Source organism: Rhodococcus sp. 06-462-5, assembly GCF_002258315.1.
In the GTDB taxonomy this organism is placed as follows: domain Bacteria; phylum Actinomycetota; class Actinomycetes; order Mycobacteriales; family Mycobacteriaceae; genus Rhodococcoides.
In genome coordinates, this window is record NZ_NOYD01000038.1 from 46,795 (window position 1) to 64,659 (window position 17,865).

At 65.3% G+C, this 17,865-nt stretch carries 18 protein-coding genes; 10 read left to right on the forward strand and 8 right to left on the reverse strand.

From position 1 onward, the window contains the following. Window positions 1–8 precede the first annotated feature (8 nt). Window positions 9–1,487, forward strand: coding sequence for a sensor histidine kinase (locus CH251_RS17445; RefSeq protein WP_094614267.1), 1,479 nt, complete (start codon window positions 9–11; stop codon window positions 1,485–1,487). Between the two features lie 130 nt (window positions 1,488–1,617). Here CH251_RS17445 and CH251_RS17450 read toward each other — a convergent pair whose 3' ends face one another. Next, window positions 1,618–1,872, reverse strand: a complete 255-nt coding sequence (locus tag CH251_RS17450; protein WP_032366305.1) for a WhiB family transcriptional regulator — start codon at window positions 1,870–1,872, stop codon at window positions 1,618–1,620. Between the two features lie 265 nt (window positions 1,873–2,137). Further along, window positions 2,138–3,091, reverse strand: a complete 954-nt coding sequence (locus CH251_RS17455; RefSeq protein WP_094614479.1) for a diacylglycerol kinase family protein — start codon at window positions 3,089–3,091, stop codon at window positions 2,138–2,140. 93 nt (window positions 3,092–3,184) lie between these two features. On the opposite strand from CH251_RS17455, the gene CH251_RS17460 reads away from it, so the two are divergent. Continuing rightward, window positions 3,185–3,613 carry a hypothetical protein gene (locus CH251_RS17460; RefSeq protein WP_094614268.1) on the forward strand — a complete coding sequence of 143 codons (429 nt, stop codon included), beginning with the start codon at window positions 3,185–3,187 and terminating at the stop codon, window positions 3,611–3,613. A 9-nt stretch (window positions 3,614–3,622) separates the two neighbouring features. Here CH251_RS17460 and CH251_RS17465 read toward each other — a convergent pair whose 3' ends face one another. Next, entirely contained in the window at window positions 3,623–4,099 is a 477-nt protein-coding gene (locus CH251_RS17465; protein WP_094614269.1) for a GNAT family N-acetyltransferase, read from the reverse strand. Next, on the reverse strand, window positions 4,096–4,737 hold the full coding sequence (locus CH251_RS17470; RefSeq protein WP_094614270.1) for an acid phosphatase: 642 nt from the start codon (window positions 4,735–4,737) through the stop codon (window positions 4,096–4,098). Before CH251_RS17470 ends, CH251_RS17465 begins: the two co-directional genes overlap by 4 nt. 181 nt (window positions 4,738–4,918) lie before the next feature. Here CH251_RS17470 and CH251_RS17475 point away from each other — a divergent pair, with 181 nt between their 5' ends. Both CH251_RS17475 and CH251_RS17480 read left to right on the forward strand, forming a co-directional pair. Then, entirely contained in the window at window positions 4,919–6,385 is a 1,467-nt protein-coding gene (locus tag CH251_RS17475) for a DHA2 family efflux MFS transporter permease subunit (protein ID WP_094614271.1), read from the forward strand. Window positions 6,386–6,444: 59 nt separating this feature from the next. Further along, window positions 6,445–7,239 (forward strand): ParA family protein, encoded by a 795-nt coding sequence (locus tag CH251_RS17480; protein WP_094614272.1) that lies wholly within the window; start codon window positions 6,445–6,447, stop codon window positions 7,237–7,239. 21 nt (window positions 7,240–7,260) lie between these two features. Here CH251_RS17480 and CH251_RS17485 read toward each other — a convergent pair whose 3' ends face one another. Together CH251_RS17485 and CH251_RS17490 are read right to left on the reverse strand one after the other, a co-directional pair. Continuing rightward, a complete protein-coding gene (locus CH251_RS17485) occupies window positions 7,261–8,514 on the reverse strand; it encodes a hypothetical protein (protein WP_094614273.1) in 1,254 nt (417 codons plus the stop codon). 9 nt (window positions 8,515–8,523) lie between these two features. Continuing rightward, window positions 8,524–10,182, reverse strand: a complete 1,659-nt coding sequence (locus tag CH251_RS17490) for a DEAD/DEAH box helicase (RefSeq protein WP_094614274.1) — start codon at window positions 10,180–10,182, stop codon at window positions 8,524–8,526. 293 nt (window positions 10,183–10,475) lie between these two features. On the opposite strand from CH251_RS17490, the gene CH251_RS17495 reads away from it, so the two are divergent. After that, entirely contained in the window at window positions 10,476–11,198 is a 723-nt protein-coding gene (locus tag CH251_RS17495) for a ferritin-like domain-containing protein (RefSeq protein WP_256979143.1), read from the forward strand. A 129-nt stretch (window positions 11,199–11,327) separates the two neighbouring features. After that, window positions 11,328–11,555 (forward strand): DUF3107 domain-containing protein, encoded by a 228-nt coding sequence (locus CH251_RS17500; protein WP_032397679.1) that lies wholly within the window; start codon window positions 11,328–11,330, stop codon window positions 11,553–11,555. A gap of 71 nt (window positions 11,556–11,626) precedes the next feature. Here the strand turns inward: CH251_RS17500 and CH251_RS17505 are convergent, their stop codons facing one another. Next, entirely contained in the window at window positions 11,627–12,280 is a 654-nt protein-coding gene (locus tag CH251_RS17505) for a TetR/AcrR family transcriptional regulator (protein ID WP_032397680.1), read from the reverse strand. 301 nt (window positions 12,281–12,581) lie between these two features. On the opposite strand from CH251_RS17505, the gene CH251_RS17510 reads away from it, so the two are divergent. The 3 genes from CH251_RS17510 to CH251_RS17520 all read left to right on the forward strand — a co-directional run bounded on the left by CH251_RS17510 (window position 12,582) and on the right by CH251_RS17520 (window position 15,834). Beyond that, a complete protein-coding gene (locus CH251_RS17510; RefSeq protein WP_179273395.1) occupies window positions 12,582–13,661 on the forward strand; it encodes a DUF3152 domain-containing protein in 1,080 nt (359 codons plus the stop codon). Window positions 13,662–13,754: 93 nt separating this feature from the next. Continuing rightward, window positions 13,755–14,921, forward strand: a complete 1,167-nt coding sequence (moeZ, locus tag CH251_RS17515) for an adenylyltransferase/sulfurtransferase MoeZ (protein ID WP_094614275.1) — start codon at window positions 13,755–13,757, stop codon at window positions 14,919–14,921. 58 nt (window positions 14,922–14,979) lie between these two features. Next, a complete protein-coding gene (locus tag CH251_RS17520; protein ID WP_094614482.1) occupies window positions 14,980–15,834 on the forward strand; it encodes a TIGR02569 family protein in 855 nt (284 codons plus the stop codon). Here the strand turns inward: CH251_RS17520 and CH251_RS17525 are convergent. Then, window positions 15,824–16,534 (reverse strand): FadR/GntR family transcriptional regulator, encoded by a 711-nt coding sequence (locus CH251_RS17525; RefSeq protein ID WP_094614276.1) that lies wholly within the window; start codon window positions 16,532–16,534, stop codon window positions 15,824–15,826. The genes CH251_RS17520 and CH251_RS17525 overlap by 11 nt on opposite strands. 81 nt (window positions 16,535–16,615) lie before the next feature. Here CH251_RS17525 and CH251_RS17530 point away from each other — a divergent pair, with 81 nt between their 5' ends. Further along, complete coding sequence (locus CH251_RS17530) at window positions 16,616–17,857, forward strand: MFS transporter (RefSeq protein ID WP_094614483.1); 1,242 nt, start codon at window positions 16,616–16,618, stop codon at window positions 17,855–17,857. Window positions 17,858–17,865: the final 8 nt, after the last annotated feature.

A 17,865-nucleotide genomic window follows, 5' to 3' on the forward strand; every position in this document is an offset into this window, starting at 1 on the left:
GAGATCTCGTGTCGACTCTCAGTGACCTGCTGGCCGAGCACACCGACCTCCCCGGCGTCGCGGTCGACCATTTGCAACGCGTCGTAGGCGAGTGGCAACTGCTGGCCGATCTGTCGTTCGCCGACGTACTCCTGTGGGTCGGTACCGACGACGTGTCCAGTGGGACTGCCGACGTGCTGTGTGTGGCGCAGTGTCGGCCGACCACCGCGCCCACGGTCTTCACTCACGACATCGTGGGAACCACGATCTCCGAGTCCGAGCACCCTGATGTGATGGTCGCGCTGCAGCAGCGGCAAATCGTGCACGGAGGCGTGGTGACGCGGACCGAGAGCATTCCGGTGCGCTGCGGAGAGCACGTCATCGCGGTGCTGACCCGCGACACCAATCCCGCGCAGCTTCGACCGCCGAGCGCCCTCGAGGTGGCGTACCGGGAATGTGCCGACGACCTGTGTCTGATGATCAGTGAAGGGACGTTTCCCACCCCGGAGGAGCGCACCGATGTGAACTCGTCCCCGCGGGCAGGCGACGGTTTCATTCGTGTCGACACCGAGGGGCGGGTGGACTACGCCAGTCCCAACGCCCTCTCGGCGTACCACCGGATGGGATTGACGACGGAGCTGTCCGGTCGAGATCTGGCGTCTGTCACGCGGTCTCTGGTCACCGACCCGTTCGACTCACAGGAGGTGGCCGACCACATCAGGTCGTCGCTCAGCGGCAACGTGGGGCACCGGATGGAGGTCGATGCACGCGGTGCCACCGTTCTCGTGCGCACGTTGGCTCTGCAGCCACGGGGGAGGTCGGCCGGTGCTGCCGTGTTGATCCGTGATGTCACCGAGGTGAAGCGACGCGATCGTGCCCTCCTCAGCAAGGACGCGACCATCCGGGAGATCCATCATCGGGTGAAGAACAATCTGCAGACGGTGGCTGCGCTGCTCCGACTGCAGTCTCGTCGACTGGAGAACGAGGAAGCGCGCACGGCGTTGTCCGAGTCGGTCCGTCGGGTGACGTCCATTGCGCTCGTGCACGAAATGCTGTCGATGTCGGTGGACGAGGAAGTGGATCTCGACGAGATCGTCGATCGTCTGGTGCCGATCATGCTGGACATAGCGACGGTCAATCCGAGGGTTCGAGTGGTGCGCGAGGGCAATCTCGGAGTCTTCTCGGCCGAACGGGCGACGCCCCTGGTGATGGTGCTGACGGAGCTGGTGCAGAACGCGATGGAGCACGGATTCGACGCCGGGTCGGCCGGTGTCGTCCGCATCGGAGCGGACCGGTCCGCGAAGTGGCTGGACGTGGTCATCCACGACGACGGGCGCGGGTTGCCCACGGGGTTCTCTCTGGAACGCTCGGACGGTCTCGGGCTGCAGATCGTGCGCACGCTGGTCTCGGTGGAGTTGAACGGATCGCTGGGTCTGCACCCCGCATCGGGTGGCGGAACCGACGCGATGTTGAGGGTTCCTCTGGGACGACGTGTGCCGAGGCCCTGATGCACGTTCGGTGAACAGTGCGTAACGAGCTCGCCCGATCGCTCCCGGAACGCTGGATGCCCGTGGAACGCGGAAGGCCCGGTGTCCGCTGTTGCGGACACCGGGCCTTGCCGATTGCTGGTTGCGCGTCCTAGACGGAGCTGCGTGCGCGCGTACGTGCGTTGCGTCGCTTGAGTGCACGGCGCTCGTCTTCACTCATTGCGCCCCATACTCCTGCGTCCTGGCCGGATTCGAGTGCCCAGGACAGGCATTCAGCGGTGACGGGGCACCGAGTACAGACGACTTTGGCATCGGCGATCTGCGCGAGCGCCGGACCACTGTTTCCCACCGGGAAAAATAGTTCCGGATCTTCATCGCGACAAATAGCCTTGTGGCGCCAGTCCATCCTCTGCTCCTTACCGGGCGCCGAAGCGCCGTTTCGTTTCTCTTCTGTTCACGAGTGGGTAACCAATGTTTCCGCACTGTTGCTTGTGAATGCTTTCACGAACTCAGGTGAAGTCAAGGGGTACGCGCGTGACCGTGGTCAAGCTCACTCTGTTAGGCTCGCTTTAGCCTTCTGCGCTCCTTTGTACCCCGAGTGAACACATTTCGCTCGTGATTTCACGAGAAGAGCGCTGTGTGTTGTCGCATATGCCCAGGACGGGCGGCCCTCACCTGCTCGGTGCAACCACTTCCAACGCGTCGGGAGTGGAGAAGAACTCGGCCTCGGTGCGTTCACCCAGGTAGTCCCCGTCCATCTGCAAACCGACCGGCTCCGCCGACGAAATTCGGACACTCGGTACATCGTCGATCCGAATCAGCTTGCGAGACTTCGGCTCTGCGCCCTTGGCCAACAACTGGCGAGAGACCCGCAACGTAGGGAACAAGGCCGTCGAACGCATGCCGAACACGCCCAGACCCGAATCGAAACCAGTACCCGGATTGGTGTGCACCGGCCTCTCGTTCAAATACGTCCACGGACTCGAATTCGACACGAACGCATAGTGCACACCCTCGAACGGATCCTGACCCGGAACCTCGACGGTCAACCGAGCCGGCTGCCGCTTGTGCTTGAAGAATTCCTGCACCGCCGACCGCAGATACCGCGTCGCAGACACCGGCTTGCCGTCCTTGCGACCGGCATCGATCGCCCGACACACATCGGCATCCAAACCCATACCAGCATTGAACGTGAACCAGCGATTGTCGCAGTGCCCCAACCCGATCGTCCGCCGCGCCCGTGCATCGAGCAGCCCGATCAACTGATTCGTCGCCGCCACCGGATCCGCCTCGATACCCAACGAACGAGCGAAAACATTCGCACTACCGCCGGGAACGACCGCAATCGGCGGAATCGCACCGATCGTCACCGCCTGCATCGACGTCGGCAACGGCACCCCGAGCAAACCGTTGATCACCTCGTTGACCGTCCCGTCACCACCGTGAACGATCACCAGACCCATCCCGTCCTCACGGGCACCCCGAGCAAGCTCCGACGCATGATCACGATGAGTCGTCTGCGCCACCGTCACCCGCACCCGACTCGACAACGCATGAGCCAACAGATCCCGAGCCGCAGCCGTCGTGGAAGTCGCATTGGGATTGACGATCAGCAGCGCACGCACGAGCACTGACACTAACCGGGTCGTTCCGCAGGCTCCACTCCGGTCACCTGGGTCGTTCCGCAAGCTCCACTCCCGGTTGCCTAGGCTGGTCGCGTGTCCACCTCACCCGAGAACCTCACCCCGCCGGCCACGTTCAGATCCGCCGGGGCGCTCGTCGCAGCGCAAGGCGTGGCGTCGTTGGTGGCCGCGATTGTCCTACTCGTCCGAGCGTTCTCCGGAGAAGGGGACAACGCCGTGGCCAACGGCTACGGCACCGCAGGGTGGTTCGGCGTCCTGGGTATCGGCGTCGGGGCGGCGGGCGTCGCCTTGATCCTCGGAAAGCGCTGGGGACGGTCCATCGCCACCGTCGTCCAGCTGCTGCTGCTCCCCGTCGTGTGGTCGCTGTTGACCGGATCGCATCAGACCGTCTACGGCATCGCCCTCGGAGCAGTGGTCGTCGGCGTGCTCGTGCTGCTGTTCAGCCCACCGTCCTCCCGGTGGATGGCCGCCGAATACAGCGACGTCGACGACGAGCTCCGCTGAGGTAGCCGTTCAACGCGCCCGGGCGGCCAGCTCTGCCAGTGCATTCTCGGTCAGGCGGAACGTGGTCCACTCGTCCTGTGGCTCTGCACCGAGCGATCGGTAGAAGCCGATCGACGGGGTGTTCCAGTCCAGAACCGACCAGGCCAATCGCGTGTACCTCCGATCGACGCATTCGGCCGCCAACGCGGCGAGCAGCGCGGTTCCGAAGCCTTCTCCGCGCGCGGCGGGCTGCACGTAGAGGTCCTCCAGATAGATTCCGTTGACGCCGTCCCACGTGGAGAAGTTCAGGAACCACAGCGCGCACCCCACCACAGTGCCCTCGTGCTCGGCGACGTGTGCGAACACCGACGGCTGCGATCCGAACAGCGCAGAACGAAGCTGCTCGTCTCGAACGGTGCACAGCGAGGACGACTTCTCGTAGGCGGCGAGTTCGTGCACGAGAGCGGTGATGGCGGGAACATCGGCCTCGGTGGCGCGGCGAATCATCCTGGGTTTCCTTTCGGTGCCGTGGCGGCGGTGAGAATCGACGGGTGCACGTTGTGCGCCACGAGCTGACGAAACGAATGCTCGAAGCCGAGCAACGAATACGCGGCGGGCGAGAGTGCGAAGCGTTTGCCCTCGGTGATGGCGGCCTCGGTCCAGCCGGCGATCAGTGCCCGCGAGAAGTGGCCGTGGCCGACCAGCACGACGTCGCGGCCGCTCAACAGTGGCAGGACAACCGAGAGCACCAGCTCGACGCGCACGGCGATGTCGCCGATGGACTCACCACCCGGGCACGGATGCGTCCAGACGGTCCAGTGCGGCACCGTCTCGTGGATCTGCGTCGAGGTGATGCCCTCGTAGTCTCCGTAGTCCCACTCCGACAACGCATCCCACGTTCGGTCGACCTGCAGGCCCGCCAGCTCGGCAGTTCGACGGGCGCGCTCTCGCGGGCTCGTGATCACCAGGGGATCGCGCAGCTTCAGTAGTCGGAGGAGCGATCCGGCCTCGACGGCCTGTTGCTCGCCGGTACTCGTGAGAGGGACGTCCGTGTTGCCGGTGTGCTTGCCGGCAAGCGCCCATTCGGTCTCGCCGTGCCGGAGTAGAACGACTCTGCCGGCCTCGACGCCGCCGTGTGTGGTCATGGAACGATCATGCCTGCCGTCAGGGTGTGGCCCTTGTCATAGGTGGCCCACGGATGTGTCCGATTTATCGATTGAGTACAGACCTACCGGCCGGTTACTCTCGTTGCGAAATATTCACTCCCTCGGGCGACGCAGCTCTTCCCGTCGTGCCTCCCAGCTCCTTCTCATCGCCTGGAGAACCATGACCGACCTGCAGAAGCCCGCATCGTCCGATGCTCCGGAGAAGCTCGACGGTGCACTGTTGAAGATCGCCGGGGTCGTCGTGCTCGGGGCCATCATGTCGATTCTGGACGTCACCGTCGTCAGCGTCGCGCTCCGTACGTTCACCGACGTCTTCGACACCACGTACGCCAACGCCGCGTGGACGATGACGGGCTACACGCTCGCCCTGGCCACCGTCATACCTCTGACCGGGTGGGCTGCGGATCGGTTCGGAACCAAGCGCCTCTACATCACCGCGCTGGTGCTGTTCGTACTCGGCTCGGTGCTGTGCAGCTTCGCCTGGGACATCACCTCGCTCATCGTCTTCCGAGTGCTGCAGGGACTCGGCGGCGGCATGCTGATGCCATTGGGCATGACGATCATGACGCGTGCCGCAGGCCCCGAGCGGATCGGGCGCGTGATGGCCGTGTTGGGCGTCCCGATGCTCATCGGGCCCATCGCAGGGCCCATCCTCGGCGGCTGGCTGATCGAGGCGGCGAGCTGGCACTGGATCTTCCTCATCAACCTGCCGATCGGCATCCTCGCCCTGATCGCGGCCGTGGTGATCTTCCCCAAGGACAACCCGACTCCGTCCGAATCCTTCGATTTCCGCGGCATGCTGATGCTCTCGCCCGGCCTCGCCCTGTTCCTGTACGGCGCGTCCTCGGTCGTCGAAACCGAAACCGTTCTCGCGGTGAAGGTGCTTGTCCCGGTCATCGTCGGGCTCGTGCTGATCGTCCTGTTCGTTTTTCATGCCCTGCGTGTGCAGCATCCGCTGATCGATCTACGGCTGTTCGCGAACCGATCGCTCACCGTGGCCGTGATCACCACCACTCTGTTCATGGTCGCCTTCATGGGCGCGGGTCTGCTGTTCCCGAGCTATTTCCTGCTTCGCGGCGAAACGACGTTGACTGCCGGGCTGCTGCTCGCACCGCAGGGCGTCGGCGCGATGATCGCGATGCCGATCGCCGGAGTGATCGCCGACAAGTTCGGTCCCGGCAGGATCGTGCTGGCGGGAATGGTGCTCATCACCGCAGGGATGGCGGTGTTCACGCAGGTCGGCACCGACACGTCCTACACCCTGCTCATCGGCGCACTGTTCGTCATGGGGCTCGGCCTCGGTTCGACGATGATGCCCATCATGACGGCCGCGTTGCAGACGCTGACCGACGACACGGTTGCCCGCGGCTCGACGTTGATGAACATCGTTCAGCAAGCGGCCGGTTCCATAGGTACTGCGCTGATGTCGGTGGTGTTGACCGCTCAGCAGAAGCCCGCACTGACTGCGACCAGCCAGGTCGAGGCCTTCGACATCTCGGCCAGGGCGTTCGGCACCACCTTCATGGTCGCGCTGATTCTGATCGTCGCCACGTTCGTTCCCGCCTTCTTCCTGCCCCGAACGAAGCACGTGACCGAGCGGTCCGCGGCACCGATCACGCTGCACTGACGCGCCCGAGAGATGCCGAACCCTCGCTCATCGGCTCGATGTAGGCAAGGATCAGGGCCGTGACGACAATTCTCGCGGTAGCGAATCAGAAGGGCGGCGTCGCCAAGACCACCACGGTGGCTTCGCTCGCGGCCGCGCTGCATGCTCTCGATCGACGAGTCCTGGTGGTCGACCTCGACCCGCAGGGCTGTCTGACGTTCTCGCTCGGACACAACCCGGACAAGCTCGATTCCTCGGTGCACGAAGTGCTGACCGGTGATGCGAAGGTCGAAGACGTCCTGATCGAGACTGCGGAAGGAATCGTGCTGCTGCCGGCGACGATCGATCTCGCAGGCGCGGAAGCGTTGCTGCTCATGCGTGCGGGTCGCGAATTCGCACTCAAACGGGCACTGGCACCGATCCTCGAGGATTTCGATGTGGTCGTCATCGACTGCCCGCCGTCGCTGGGGGTGCTGACCCTCAACGGTCTCACCGCCGCACAGTCGGTGTTGGTGCCCCTGCAGTGCGAGACCCTCGCGCATCGCGGGGTCGGGCAGTTGTTGCGAACGGTGTCCGAGGTACAGCAGATCACCAACCCCGACCTGGCGCTGCTCGGGGCGCTGCCCACACTGTTCGACGCCCGCACCACGCACAGCAGGGACGTGCTCGGCGATGTCTCGGACCGCTATTCGTTGCCGGTGCTCGCGCCGCCGATTCCGCGAACCGTGCGCTTCGCCGAGGCCAGTGCCTCGGGCGCGACGGTACTCTCGGGCCGAAAGAACAAGGGCGCGCAGGCCTATCGGGAACTTGCCGAGAATCTGCTGGCGTACTGGGACGGCGGAGCCGATCTGAAAACGTACGATCCGGCGGAGTAGTAGCGAGCCCGTGCGCTCCAGTCAGCCGAGAGCGACCACGTCGGAACCACGTTGCTCGACGACCACATCGCCGATCACCGACATCTGTATCGGACCGTCGTAATCGCCTCGGTCGACCGGAATTTCGGCCGACGAGACACCGGTGGAGAGGTCGACCACCGAGAGGCCGTCGGGCACGGGCACGAGGAGTCGGCCGGCCATGACCACTCCACTCCCGAGGGCTCCGGGGAGGGTCCACAGAGGACCGAGGTTGTTGGAATCGAATGCCTGGACTCCCGCGCCGGTGAACCAGGTGAGCACCGAACCTGCTTTCGTTGCAGGGAAATTCGGGGAGTCTCTGATAGGGGAGGAGCCGGCCGGGAGAGTGAACTCCGATGTTCTCGCGGCCGTGTCGTCGTAGAGTCCCACCCGGTCGGGTGCACCGTTCTCTGCCGGGATGTACAGTGCGACAACGCTGCCCGTGATCGCGATGATACGACCGGCAGTCGGTGCGTCGGATTCGGGAACGAGTTCCGGTACCACCGTCGACCCGTATTCCTCGGGTTCGCTCGCGTCCTTGGGTGCAGGATTGATCAGCGACAATCGGGCGGCGGCCTCTCCCGGGCACTGTTCGAGCACGGCCGTACGTGAGTTGGTCGACGCCGAGGACAGCAGCGTGCATCCGGTTCTCGGCTGACTACCCGGATTGACCGGGGCATCGACTCGACCGTATTCGAGGGTGCGCACCAGGTCCGACCGCCACAGCTCCATGCGGGTATCGCCCCGCGATGTCACGTAGGTGCCGTCGGAGGACAGGCGGACCGCATCGTCGGCGTCGGACGTGCGCTGGGCCTTGCGTTCTCCGGTCGGCCCGTCCAGTTCGGTCACCTGAGAGCAGCCGCGGTCGTCGCGGTAGACCGCAACCGCCGTGTTCCACGACGCGACCACCGAGCAGAGCGGGAGATCGCGTGTGTACGACCAGGATTGCTCACCCGAACGTGGATCGCGGCCGAGGACGGAGCCACCGTCCGCAGTCACCACCGTGGATCCGGTGACGACGGGAAGCGGGGTTCGCGTCGAATCCGTCGCGGCGCTCGGTGCGCGCCACAATTCGGTGAGCGTCGTGGGCACCGCGGTGGCGGGTTCGGCCTGAGGCAGTGGTTCTTCGGCCGGGTTCGAGGCAGTTCCGCGAGCATCACCGGTGAACCAGGCGATGCTCGCGGCAACGACCACCACCACTGCGATGACGGCGGCGACGACGAGGTCGGTTCTCGTCCGACGTTCTGGAGCCAGCACGGCGGGAGGTTACTCCGATGCGCTCGCAGTCGACGGTCCGGCATCGGCGGACGATCCACTGGGACGACGACGCCTGCGGCGGCGCGGAGCAGTCTTGGTGACCGTGTCTGCGGACACCGCATCCGATGTATCCGATTGTTCGGCAACCGAATTCGCGGCAGGTGCGGAATCGGTCTGTGCGGCGGCGTTGTCGCCGTCCTGTCCTGCGCGGGTGCGACGGCGACTGCGCGAGCGGCGCGGCTTGGTCGCCGACGACGCGTCGGTCGCAGGCGCTGCCGTAGCCGTCTCGCTGTCGTCTTCCGCCTTCTCCGGGGCACGCGACGGTGCCTTGCGCACGGTACCGGTGGCGTCGGTGGCGATACCGAGGTCGGTGAACAGGTGCGGCGAGCTCGAATAGGTCTCGACCGGATCCGGCATGCCGAGACCGAGCGCCTTGTCGATCAGCTGCCAACGGGGGATGTCGTCCCAGTCGACCAGAGTGACCGCGATACCGGTGCGTCCTGCGCGGCCGGTGCGGCCGATGCGGTGCACGTAGGTCTTCTCGTCCTCGGGGCACTGGTAGTTGATGACGTGAGTGACGTCGTCGATGTCGATACCGCGTGCAGCGACGTCGGTAGCGACCAGCACGTCGATCTTGCCCGTCCGGAACGACTTGAGGGCCTTCTCGCGCTGGACCTGGCCCAGGTCACCGTGCACGGCACCGACCGAATATCCGCGCTCGGCCAGTTCGTCGGCGACCTTCTGGGCGGTGCGCTTGGTGCGGGTGAACACCATCGTCGCGCCGCGACCTTCGGCCTTGAGGACCTTGGCGACCATCTCGACCTTGTCGAGAGCGTGGGCCCGGTAGACGTGCTGGGCGGTGCGGTCGTGGACAGCCGAGGACTCCGCCTCTTCGGCGCGGATGTGCGTCGGCTGCGTAAGGAACGTCCGGGCCAGGGTGATGATGGGGCCGGGCATGGTGGCGGAGAACAGCATCGTCTGACGCTTGTCCGGAACCATGCCGAGGATGCGTTCGATGTCGGGGAGGAACCCGAGGTCGAGCATCTCGTCGGCCTCGTCGAGAACGAGGACCCCGACCTTGCCGAGGATCAGGTGATTCTGCTTGGCGAGGTCGAGCAGTCGGCCCGGGGTGCCGACGACGACGTCGACGCCGCTCTGCAACGCGCTGATCTGCGCCTCGTACGGACGACCACCGTAGATGGAGAGCACCTTGACGGGGCCGTTCGCGCCGCTGAGGTACTTGGACGCGTTCTCGAGGTCGGAGCTGACCTGAACGCAGAGTTCACGCGTCGGCACGATCACCAGTGCGCGGGGGGTGCCGTCCAGCGGAGAGGTGCCGGAGTTGTCGGTGGCGAGTCGGTGCAGCAGGGGCACACCGAAGCCGAACGTCTTGCCCATTCCGGTGCGTGCCTGACCGATGAGGTCGTCGCCCGCGATGGCGAGCGGCAGCGTCAACTCCTGGATGGCGAACGTGCGCTCGATTCCCATCTCGGAGAGGGCGCGAACGATGGTGGGGTCCACGTTCAACTCGGCGAAAGTGGGAGGTACGTGAGTGTCGTCCAGCTGCGCCGACACTGTGGTGTCGCCGGTGTCGGACTCGTGGTCGATTGCTGTGTTGCTCAGGGGACTGGCCTTCCTCGTGGTCGAACGTGCGCACGAGGAGGGCATAGGCCTATTGCCGGCCGAAGTCGATGCCCTCGATCCGATGTGATGTCGCCGTCAGCCTCAGCGCGGCCGCGAACTGCGATGTCCGCTGCGGCGAAGCTGTCGAGGCGACCCGGATCAGGTGCGCACACATTATCGATGACCGTCGCGTACTTCTTCGGTCCGTTCCATCGGTCCGTGAGCGACGATCGAGCACCATGGTAGCTTGCCGAACGGAATTCTCCATTGTCGGCAGGTCGCGGCAGGTCCGGCGCGCGCCGAGACGAGGCGCCGGGCACCGGACTACGATTGCCCGCATGGGAGCCCATTCGTCGGAGCCGTCGTCCGCAGTTTCACCCACCACTCTCGTCGAGTCGGACCGAGTCGAGCCGGCGATCGCGCACGATCACCCCGGTATTCCGGATCTGTTCGCAGTGCTCGCCTACGGCGAGATCTCGGCGTTCTATCGCCTGGCCGAGGACGCCCGGATGGCTCCGTCCATGGAAGGTCGCGTCGCGCTGGCGAGCATGGCGGCCGCGGAGATGAGCCACTTCGAGACGTTGCAGAAAGCCCTGTCGGACCGTGGCCTCGACGTCTACGCCTCGATGGATCCGTTCGTTCGCGCGCTGGACGAGTACCACGAGTCGACGACGCCGTCGACGTGGTTGGAGTCGTTGGTCAAGGCGTACGTGGGTGACGGCATCGCGGCCGATTTCTACCGGCAGATCGCGCACAGTCTCGACCCCGAGGTGGCCGAGATCGTTCGCGAGGTGCTCGCCGAGACGGGGCACTCGGAGTTCGTGGTGCACGAGGTGTCCGACCGGGTTCGCGCGAGCTCGCAGGACAAAGCACGACTGATGCTGTGGGGTCGTCGTCTGCTCGGTGAGGCCATCACCCAGGCGCAGTTCGTTCTCGCTCGCCGCGAGTCACTGACCGATCTCGTCATCACTGCGTCGGGAGACCTCAACGGAGTGGTCGCACTGTTCGATCGCATGCAGGAACAGCACGCCGAACGGATGTCCTCCCTCGGCCTGGACTGACCGCACAGGGCACTGTTCGCTGACAGCACAGGGCGGTGTTCGCTGACAGCACAGGGCGTCGGGCGTCCGGGGCGAGGCCGCTGCACTAGCCTGGCGTGAGCAGAGTTGTCGAGAGTTCGGAGGTTGACCGTGGAGGTCAAGATCGGTGTTTCGGAGAGTTCCCGTGAGCTCGTCGTGAACAGCACGCAGTCCCCGGCCGAGGTCGAAGCGCTCGTATCGACCGCCTTCGCCGGTAAGGACGGAGTGCTGTCGTTGGAGGACGAGAAGGGACGCAAGTTCTTGATTCAGGCTTCCAAGGTGTCGTACGTCGAGATCGGTCCGTCCGATGCTCGGAAGGTCGGATTCGCGACCGCCTGAGACGGCTCGGAACGAAAACACGCCCCTCACTCGCATCGAGTGAGGGGCGTGTTGCGTTCGTGGGTTCGTACCTACGGTGCCTGCAGGGGAACGTGTGACAGACCGCCCCAGGCCAGCGACACCGTGGTGTCGACGGCGTCTTCCTTGGAGATCGGCCGGTCGGCTTCGAGCCAGTACCGAGCGGTGAACTGGCTGGCACCGACCAGGCCGACAGCCAGTACGCGGGCCCGGTACGGATCGAGTCCGGAGTCGTGGGCAACCAGATCGAAGACGGCGTCGACACACGCTTCGGTCGCCTGCTCGACGCGCGCATTGACCTGCGGGTCGCCCATCAGATCGGACTCGAATACCAGGCGGAAGCCCTGAGTGTCGGTGTCGACGAAGTCGTAGAACGCCAGCACCGCAGCACGGACGCGTTGCCGATTGTCCGTGGTCGAGCGCAGGGCCTGGCGCACTCCTGCGATCAGGGTGTCGACGTAGCTCTGCAGCACCGCCAGATACAGCTCGAGCTTTCCCGGGAAGTGCTGGTACAGGACCGGTTTGCTGACACCGGCGCATTCGGCGATCTCGTCCATTCCGGATGCGTGATATCCGCGGGTCACGAATATTTCGCTCGCAGCAGCGAGCAGTTGCGCCCGACGAGCATCGCGCGGCAACCGTGCGCCGCGGCGATTGCCGGTGGTGGCCGGCCGGTCGGAAGACCGCCGGTCGTCGAGATCTGTCATCAATTATGTTCCCATCCGCGTCGACAGCTGCGCTCGTCTTGGTTCGACAACGAACGGTCCGGCATGAACTTCCGGCGGGTGGCCGTCGGTTCGGACCGCGCGTAGCGCAGATCACGGGCAACGATACTCGTGGCTGCCCCCACCCACGGGATCCTGGGGGGACCGTTGCGGAAAGTGGGCAATACCGGATCATGTCGAGCGGTTTGTTCGTACGATGTTTCCGTACCGAAAACCCGATAGTTCCGTTCCCGGTATCGGCGTGCCGAGCAGCGGGCGGTGAGGATTGTGAGATCGTGAGCGAGTGACTGACCGAGGCGGGCCGCGTATCCGCGGTGGTGTGCAGTCGGGCGGCGTCGACGAGAGTTACGACGATCGGTCGGACGATTTCCCACGCACCGTGGGAAGTCGTGGGTCGCATCAACCGCTTCGCGCGCAGTGGGACCCGACGCAACGCGAGGTCAAGCAACGCAGTCGTCGACCGGATCGCGACATCAGGAAGCAGAGCAAGCTCGGAAAGTTCGCGTCCACGTACGGCTGGCGGGCGTACGCGGTTCCGATTCTGATCGTTGTCACCGCTCTCGTCGTGTTCGATGCCGTGCGTACGGGTGACCCCGTCACCGGCACTGCGGCGCAGTCCACCAACGCCGATCCCGGATTCGGCACCTTGAGTGCGGATACGACGTCGGGCACCGGCGTCATCGGCGTGCCGCCGCAGGCCGACGGAAACTTCGCGGCTTCTATCTCATCGGGTGAACTACCCGACGGTGGTCCGTTCGCGGTGCAGGGAGCCGGAACGTGGCACATCGTGCCGGGCACCACCGAGCAGGTGGGTCAGGGGACCGAGCGGGTGTTCACCTACACGGTCGAGGTGGAGGACGGCGTCGACACGGTCGGGTTCGGCGGCGACGAGTCGTTCGGTCGATTGGTGGATCAGACCCTCGCCAACCCCAAGAGTTGGACGAACGACCCACGGTTCGGATTCCGTCGAATCGATCAGGGTGATCCGGACTTCAGGATCTCTCTGACGTCGCAGATGTCGATCCGGCAGGCCTGTGGCTACGACATCCAGCTCGAGGTCTCCTGTTACAACCCCGGCATCGAGCGTGTGGTGCTGAACGAGCCGAGATGGGTGCGTGGAGCGATCTCGTTCCAGGGCGACATCGGCTCGTACCGTCAGTACCAGATCAATCATGAGGTCGGCCACGCGATCGGCTACCAGCAGCACCAACCGTGCGAGACCGACGGCGGGCTCGCACCGGTGATGATGCAGCAGACATTCGGAACGTCCAACGACGACATCGCTCGACTGGATCCCGCGGGAGTCGTTCCGATGGACGGCAAGACGTGCCGTTTCAATCCGTGGCCCTACCCGCGAGGCTGATCGGCTGGGTTCAGGACGGGCCGGGGGATTAGATTCGAACGTGGCGAGCCGGGTACTCGGTCGCCGTGTCGAGTCGAGGAGCGTCGCTGCGTCGTGGTCCACCTACCCCCGCTGGTCGAACCCGCAGGCGAACTGACGCCCGAGGACGTCGCCCGATACAGCAGGCACCTGATCATTCCCAGTGTGGGAACCGACGGTCAGAAGCGACTGCGCAACGCCCGCGTACTCGTCGTCGGTGCCGGGGGACTGGGCTCACCCGCGCTGCTCTACCTCGCGGCCGCCGGTGTCGGGACTCTGGGCATCGTGGAATTCGACGATGTCGAACTGTCGAATCTGCAACGGCAGATCATCCACGGCCGATCCGACGTGGGTCGTCCGAAGGCCGACAGTGCCAGGGACTCGATTCTCGAACTCAACGACGGCGTCGAGGTGGCGCTGCACCGTGTTCGACTCGACTCGTCGAACGCGCTCGAGCTCTTTCGGCAGTACGACCTCGTCCTCGACGGGGCCGACAACTTCGCCACCCGATACCTGGTCAACGACGCGGCCGCGCTGGTCGGAATCCCGTACGTGTGGGGTTCGATCTACCGGTTCGAGGGGCAGGTGTCGGTGTTCTGGGATCAGGCCCCCGGCGACGCAGGCATCAACTATCGCGACCTGTACCCCGAGGCTCCGCCGCCGGGCATGGTGCCCTCGTGCGCCGAAGGTGGGGTGCTGGGGGTGCTGTGCGCGTCGATCGGATCGGTCATGGTGACCGAGGCCATCAAGCTCATCACCGGAATCGGCGAGACGCTGCTGGGCCGATTGATGATCTACGACGCGCTGGCGATGAACTATCGAACCGTCGGTCTGACTCGGGACCCGCATCGAACGCCGATCACCGAGCTGATCGATTACGAGACATTCTGCGGAGTGGCCCCGGCCACCGAATCCACCGGCGAGTCGATCACCCCGGCGGAGCTGCGCGAAATGATGGAGTCCGGTCGCGAGATCGCCCTCATCGACGTGCGTGAGCCGGTGGAGTGGGACATCGTCCGCATCGACGGTGCGCGTTCGATACCGAAGGATCGGATCCTGTCGGGGGCGGTGATGGCGGATCTACCGCAGCACATCCCCATCGTGCTCTACTGCAAAACCGGCATCAGGTCCGCGGAGGTGCTCTCCGCCCTCGTCGGTGCCGGTTTCGCCGATGCCGCCCATCTGCACGGCGGAATAGTGGAGTGGGCCAAGCAGATCGATCCCGGTTTGCCCATGTACTGATGCGGTCCGTGTGCGCGTCGTCCGCAGTGGCACCGCGATCGGCGGTAGCGTGACGCTCGTGAGCTCTGTCGAACCTCCTCAGCACGTGATCTCTACGTTCGGGCTGCGCGATGTCGAGCCTGCACCTCTCGGTGCGGACTGGGACGGTGGATGGCGTCTGGGTGACGTCGTCCTGTCTCCGGTGGCAGACCATGCCCGCGCCGCGTGGTCGGCCAAGGTACGCGAGACATTGACCGTCGACGGGGTTCGTCTCGCCCGACCGGTGCGTTCGACCGACGGCCGATACGTCGTGTCGGGCTGGCGCGCAGACACGTTCGTCGCCGGCGAACCGGAGCCCCGCCACGACGAGGTCGTCTCGTTGTCGATGCGGCTGCACGCGGCGACCGCGCAACTCGAGCGACCCCGATTTCTGGTTCAGCCTCCCGTGGCCCCGTGGGCCGACGTGGACGTGTTCGTTGCTGCCGACAGAGCTGCCTGGGAAGCGGTTCCGCTGCGCTCTGCTCGCGGCGCCGGGGCACCCGAGCCGTCGTCCAGTGATGGCAAGAGCAGCCTGGAATTGGTCAAACAGCTTGCGACACTACGCAAGCCCGTCGAGTCGCCCGACCAGTTGGTGCACGGTGATCTGTTCGGAACGGTGTTGTTCTCCGGAAGCGACGCTCCCGGGATCAGCGACATCACCCCGTACTGGCGTCCCGCGCCCTGGGCTGCCGGGGTGGCCGTGGTGGACGCACTGTCCTGGGGTGACGCCGACGACGGTCTGGTCGGCCGCTGGGACGATCTTCCGGAATGGCCGCAGATGTTGCTGCGCGCGTTGATGTTTCGTCTCGCAGTGCACGCACTTCACCCGCGATCGACGTCGGAGGCCTTTCCCGGCTTGGCGCGAACAGCCGATCTGGTGCGCCTCATTCTGTGAATTCCGCTGCGCGAGCTGGGAGATCCGTTGCGCGAGCCGGGGATTCGGAGAGTTCGTGGAACAGTGACCTGGCCGCCTGCATCGCACGGGCGGCGTCACCTCCGATGACCGCTGCCACGAGTGCGGTGTGTTCTTCGATGTAATCGTCGTCGTGCTGGGTGGCATGGTGGCGCATGGCATCGTGGATCACCGGTAACAGCGAATCGTAGAACTCCAGATAGATGGCGTTGTGGCTGGCCGCGACGATGGCGCGGTGCAGGCGTGCGTCGATCCGAACGGCATCGGCCAGCGGAGTCTCGTCGGACCATGCCGCATTGCGATCGGCCAGCGCGGCCAGCATGGCACGGATGTCGGCGTCGTCGCGTCGGTCGGCCGCAAGTGCCGCTGCAGTGACTTCCAGGGTTTCGCGTAGCTCGGTGACGTCGCGGTGCCGGGCGTCCGAGAAGTACTTGCCCAGGGTTCCGCCGACGTCGGAGCACGTCATGACGAATGTGCCCGAGCCCTGCCTGCGTTCGACCATGCCTGCATGAACGAGTGCCTGCACTGCTTCGCGCACGGTGTTGCGCCCGGTACCGGTCATCTCGCACAGTTCGGCTTCGGTGGGAATGCGGGTACCCACCGGCCATCGCTGCGACGTGATCTCCGCGCGCAGCGCAGCCGTTACCTGGGAAATCAGGCTCGATCGCTGGACCTGCCGCACGTGGGCTCCTCATGCCGGGGATGGTGCAGCGTCGATAGTAATACTTTGCACCCAATGATCCGGTCATCCTATGATTGCGCGGTGAGTGCGCCCACCGTCCCCGCCGGCCGAATTGTCGGTACCTCGCTCCTGCGCGGGCGGATTCTGGTCTTCTCCGCCATCGTTCTGTCCGCATTGACTCTGCGCGCTGCCGTGACCTCGATCAGCCCGCTGTTCGGCAGAATCGGCACCGACCTCGAATTCGGTGCCACGGTGATCGGCATCGTGGGCATGTTGCCTCCCGCGATGTTCGCAGTGTTCGGTTTGGCAACGCCGTTTCTTGCCAAGCGCACGGGGCTCGAGCGGGCCGCATTGCTGGCCATGGCACTGACCACCATCGGTATGGCCACCCGCGCGTTCGCGCCGAACACCACGGCGTTGTTGGCGCTGTCCGCGATCGCCCTCGCCGGCATGGGCATCGGCAACGTCGTCATCCCGCCGCTGGTCAAACGCTACTTCTCCGACCGACTCGCCGTGGTGAGCACCATCTACATCTGCGCCCTGCAGGTCAGCACCATGGTGCCGCCTCTGCTGGCGGTCCCCGTCGCCGACGCCAACGGGTGGCGGCTGTCCATCGGAATCTGGGCGGTCGTCGGCCTGGCAGCAGCACTGCCGTGGCTCGGTGTCGTGGTGGCCCGACGCGGCCACGACGAGAAGGATGTGACGGCCGAGGCCGGATCGGACGCGGTGCACGTGGAGCCGAGCGGCCGAATCCACCGGTCCTCGCTGGCGTGGGGGATGGTGCTGATGTTCGCGATGACGTCCACGATCACCTATGCGATGTTGACGTGGCTGCCGACGCTGTTGATCGATGCGGGTATCGGCGAAGCCCTGGCGGGTGCGTCGGTGGCCGCATTCGGGGCGATGGGCCTGATCACGTCGCTCGCCGCGCCGACTCTCTGTGCGCGGGTGCGTAATCCGTACGGCATCGTGGTGGTCGCGGCGGCGTGCTATCTCGGCGGCTTCGCGGGCCTGCACTGGTCGCCGACGGCCGGTACGGTCGTGTGGGTGTGTCTGGTCGGGCTGGGCACGATGACCTTCCCGATGTCGCTGACGCTGATCAACCTCAGGACGCGCACTGCGGTGGGATCGTCCTCGCTCTCGGGATTCACCCAGGGGTTGGGCTACGTGGTGTCCTCGACCGGTCCGATTCTGTTCGGGCTGCTGCACACGCGGTCCGGCGGCTGGGGACTCCCGTTGATGCTGCTGACCGGTTGCGTGGCGGTTCTGCTGGTCGGAGGGTTCCTGTGCTGCCGACCGAGGATGCTCGAAGACACCTGGTGACGCAGAGC

Bases quoted from the DNA above. Each gene is read 5' to 3' on its own strand.
- CH251_RS17465 (WP_094614269.1), bottom strand. From the start codon at position 4,099: ATGATTCGCCGCGCCACCGAGGCCGATGTTCCCGCCATCACCGCTCTC.
- CH251_RS17505 (WP_032397680.1), bottom strand. From the start codon at position 12,280: ATGACAGATCTCGACGACCGGCGGTCTTCCGACCGGCCGGCCACCACC.
- CH251_RS17450 (WP_032366305.1), bottom strand. From the start codon at position 1,872: ATGGACTGGCGCCACAAGGCTATTTGTCGCGATGAAGATCCGGAACTA.
- CH251_RS17495 (WP_256979143.1), top strand. From the start codon at position 10,476: ATGGGAGCCCATTCGTCGGAGCCGTCGTCCGCAGTTTCACCCACCACT.
- CH251_RS17470 (WP_094614270.1), bottom strand. From the start codon at position 4,737: ATGACCACACACGGCGGCGTCGAGGCCGGCAGAGTCGTTCTACTCCGG.
- CH251_RS17490 (WP_094614274.1), bottom strand. From the start codon at position 10,182: ATGCCCTCCTCGTGCGCACGTTCGACCACGAGGAAGGCCAGTCCCCTG.
- CH251_RS17475 (WP_094614271.1), top strand. From the start codon at position 4,919: ATGACCGACCTGCAGAAGCCCGCATCGTCCGATGCTCCGGAGAAGCTC.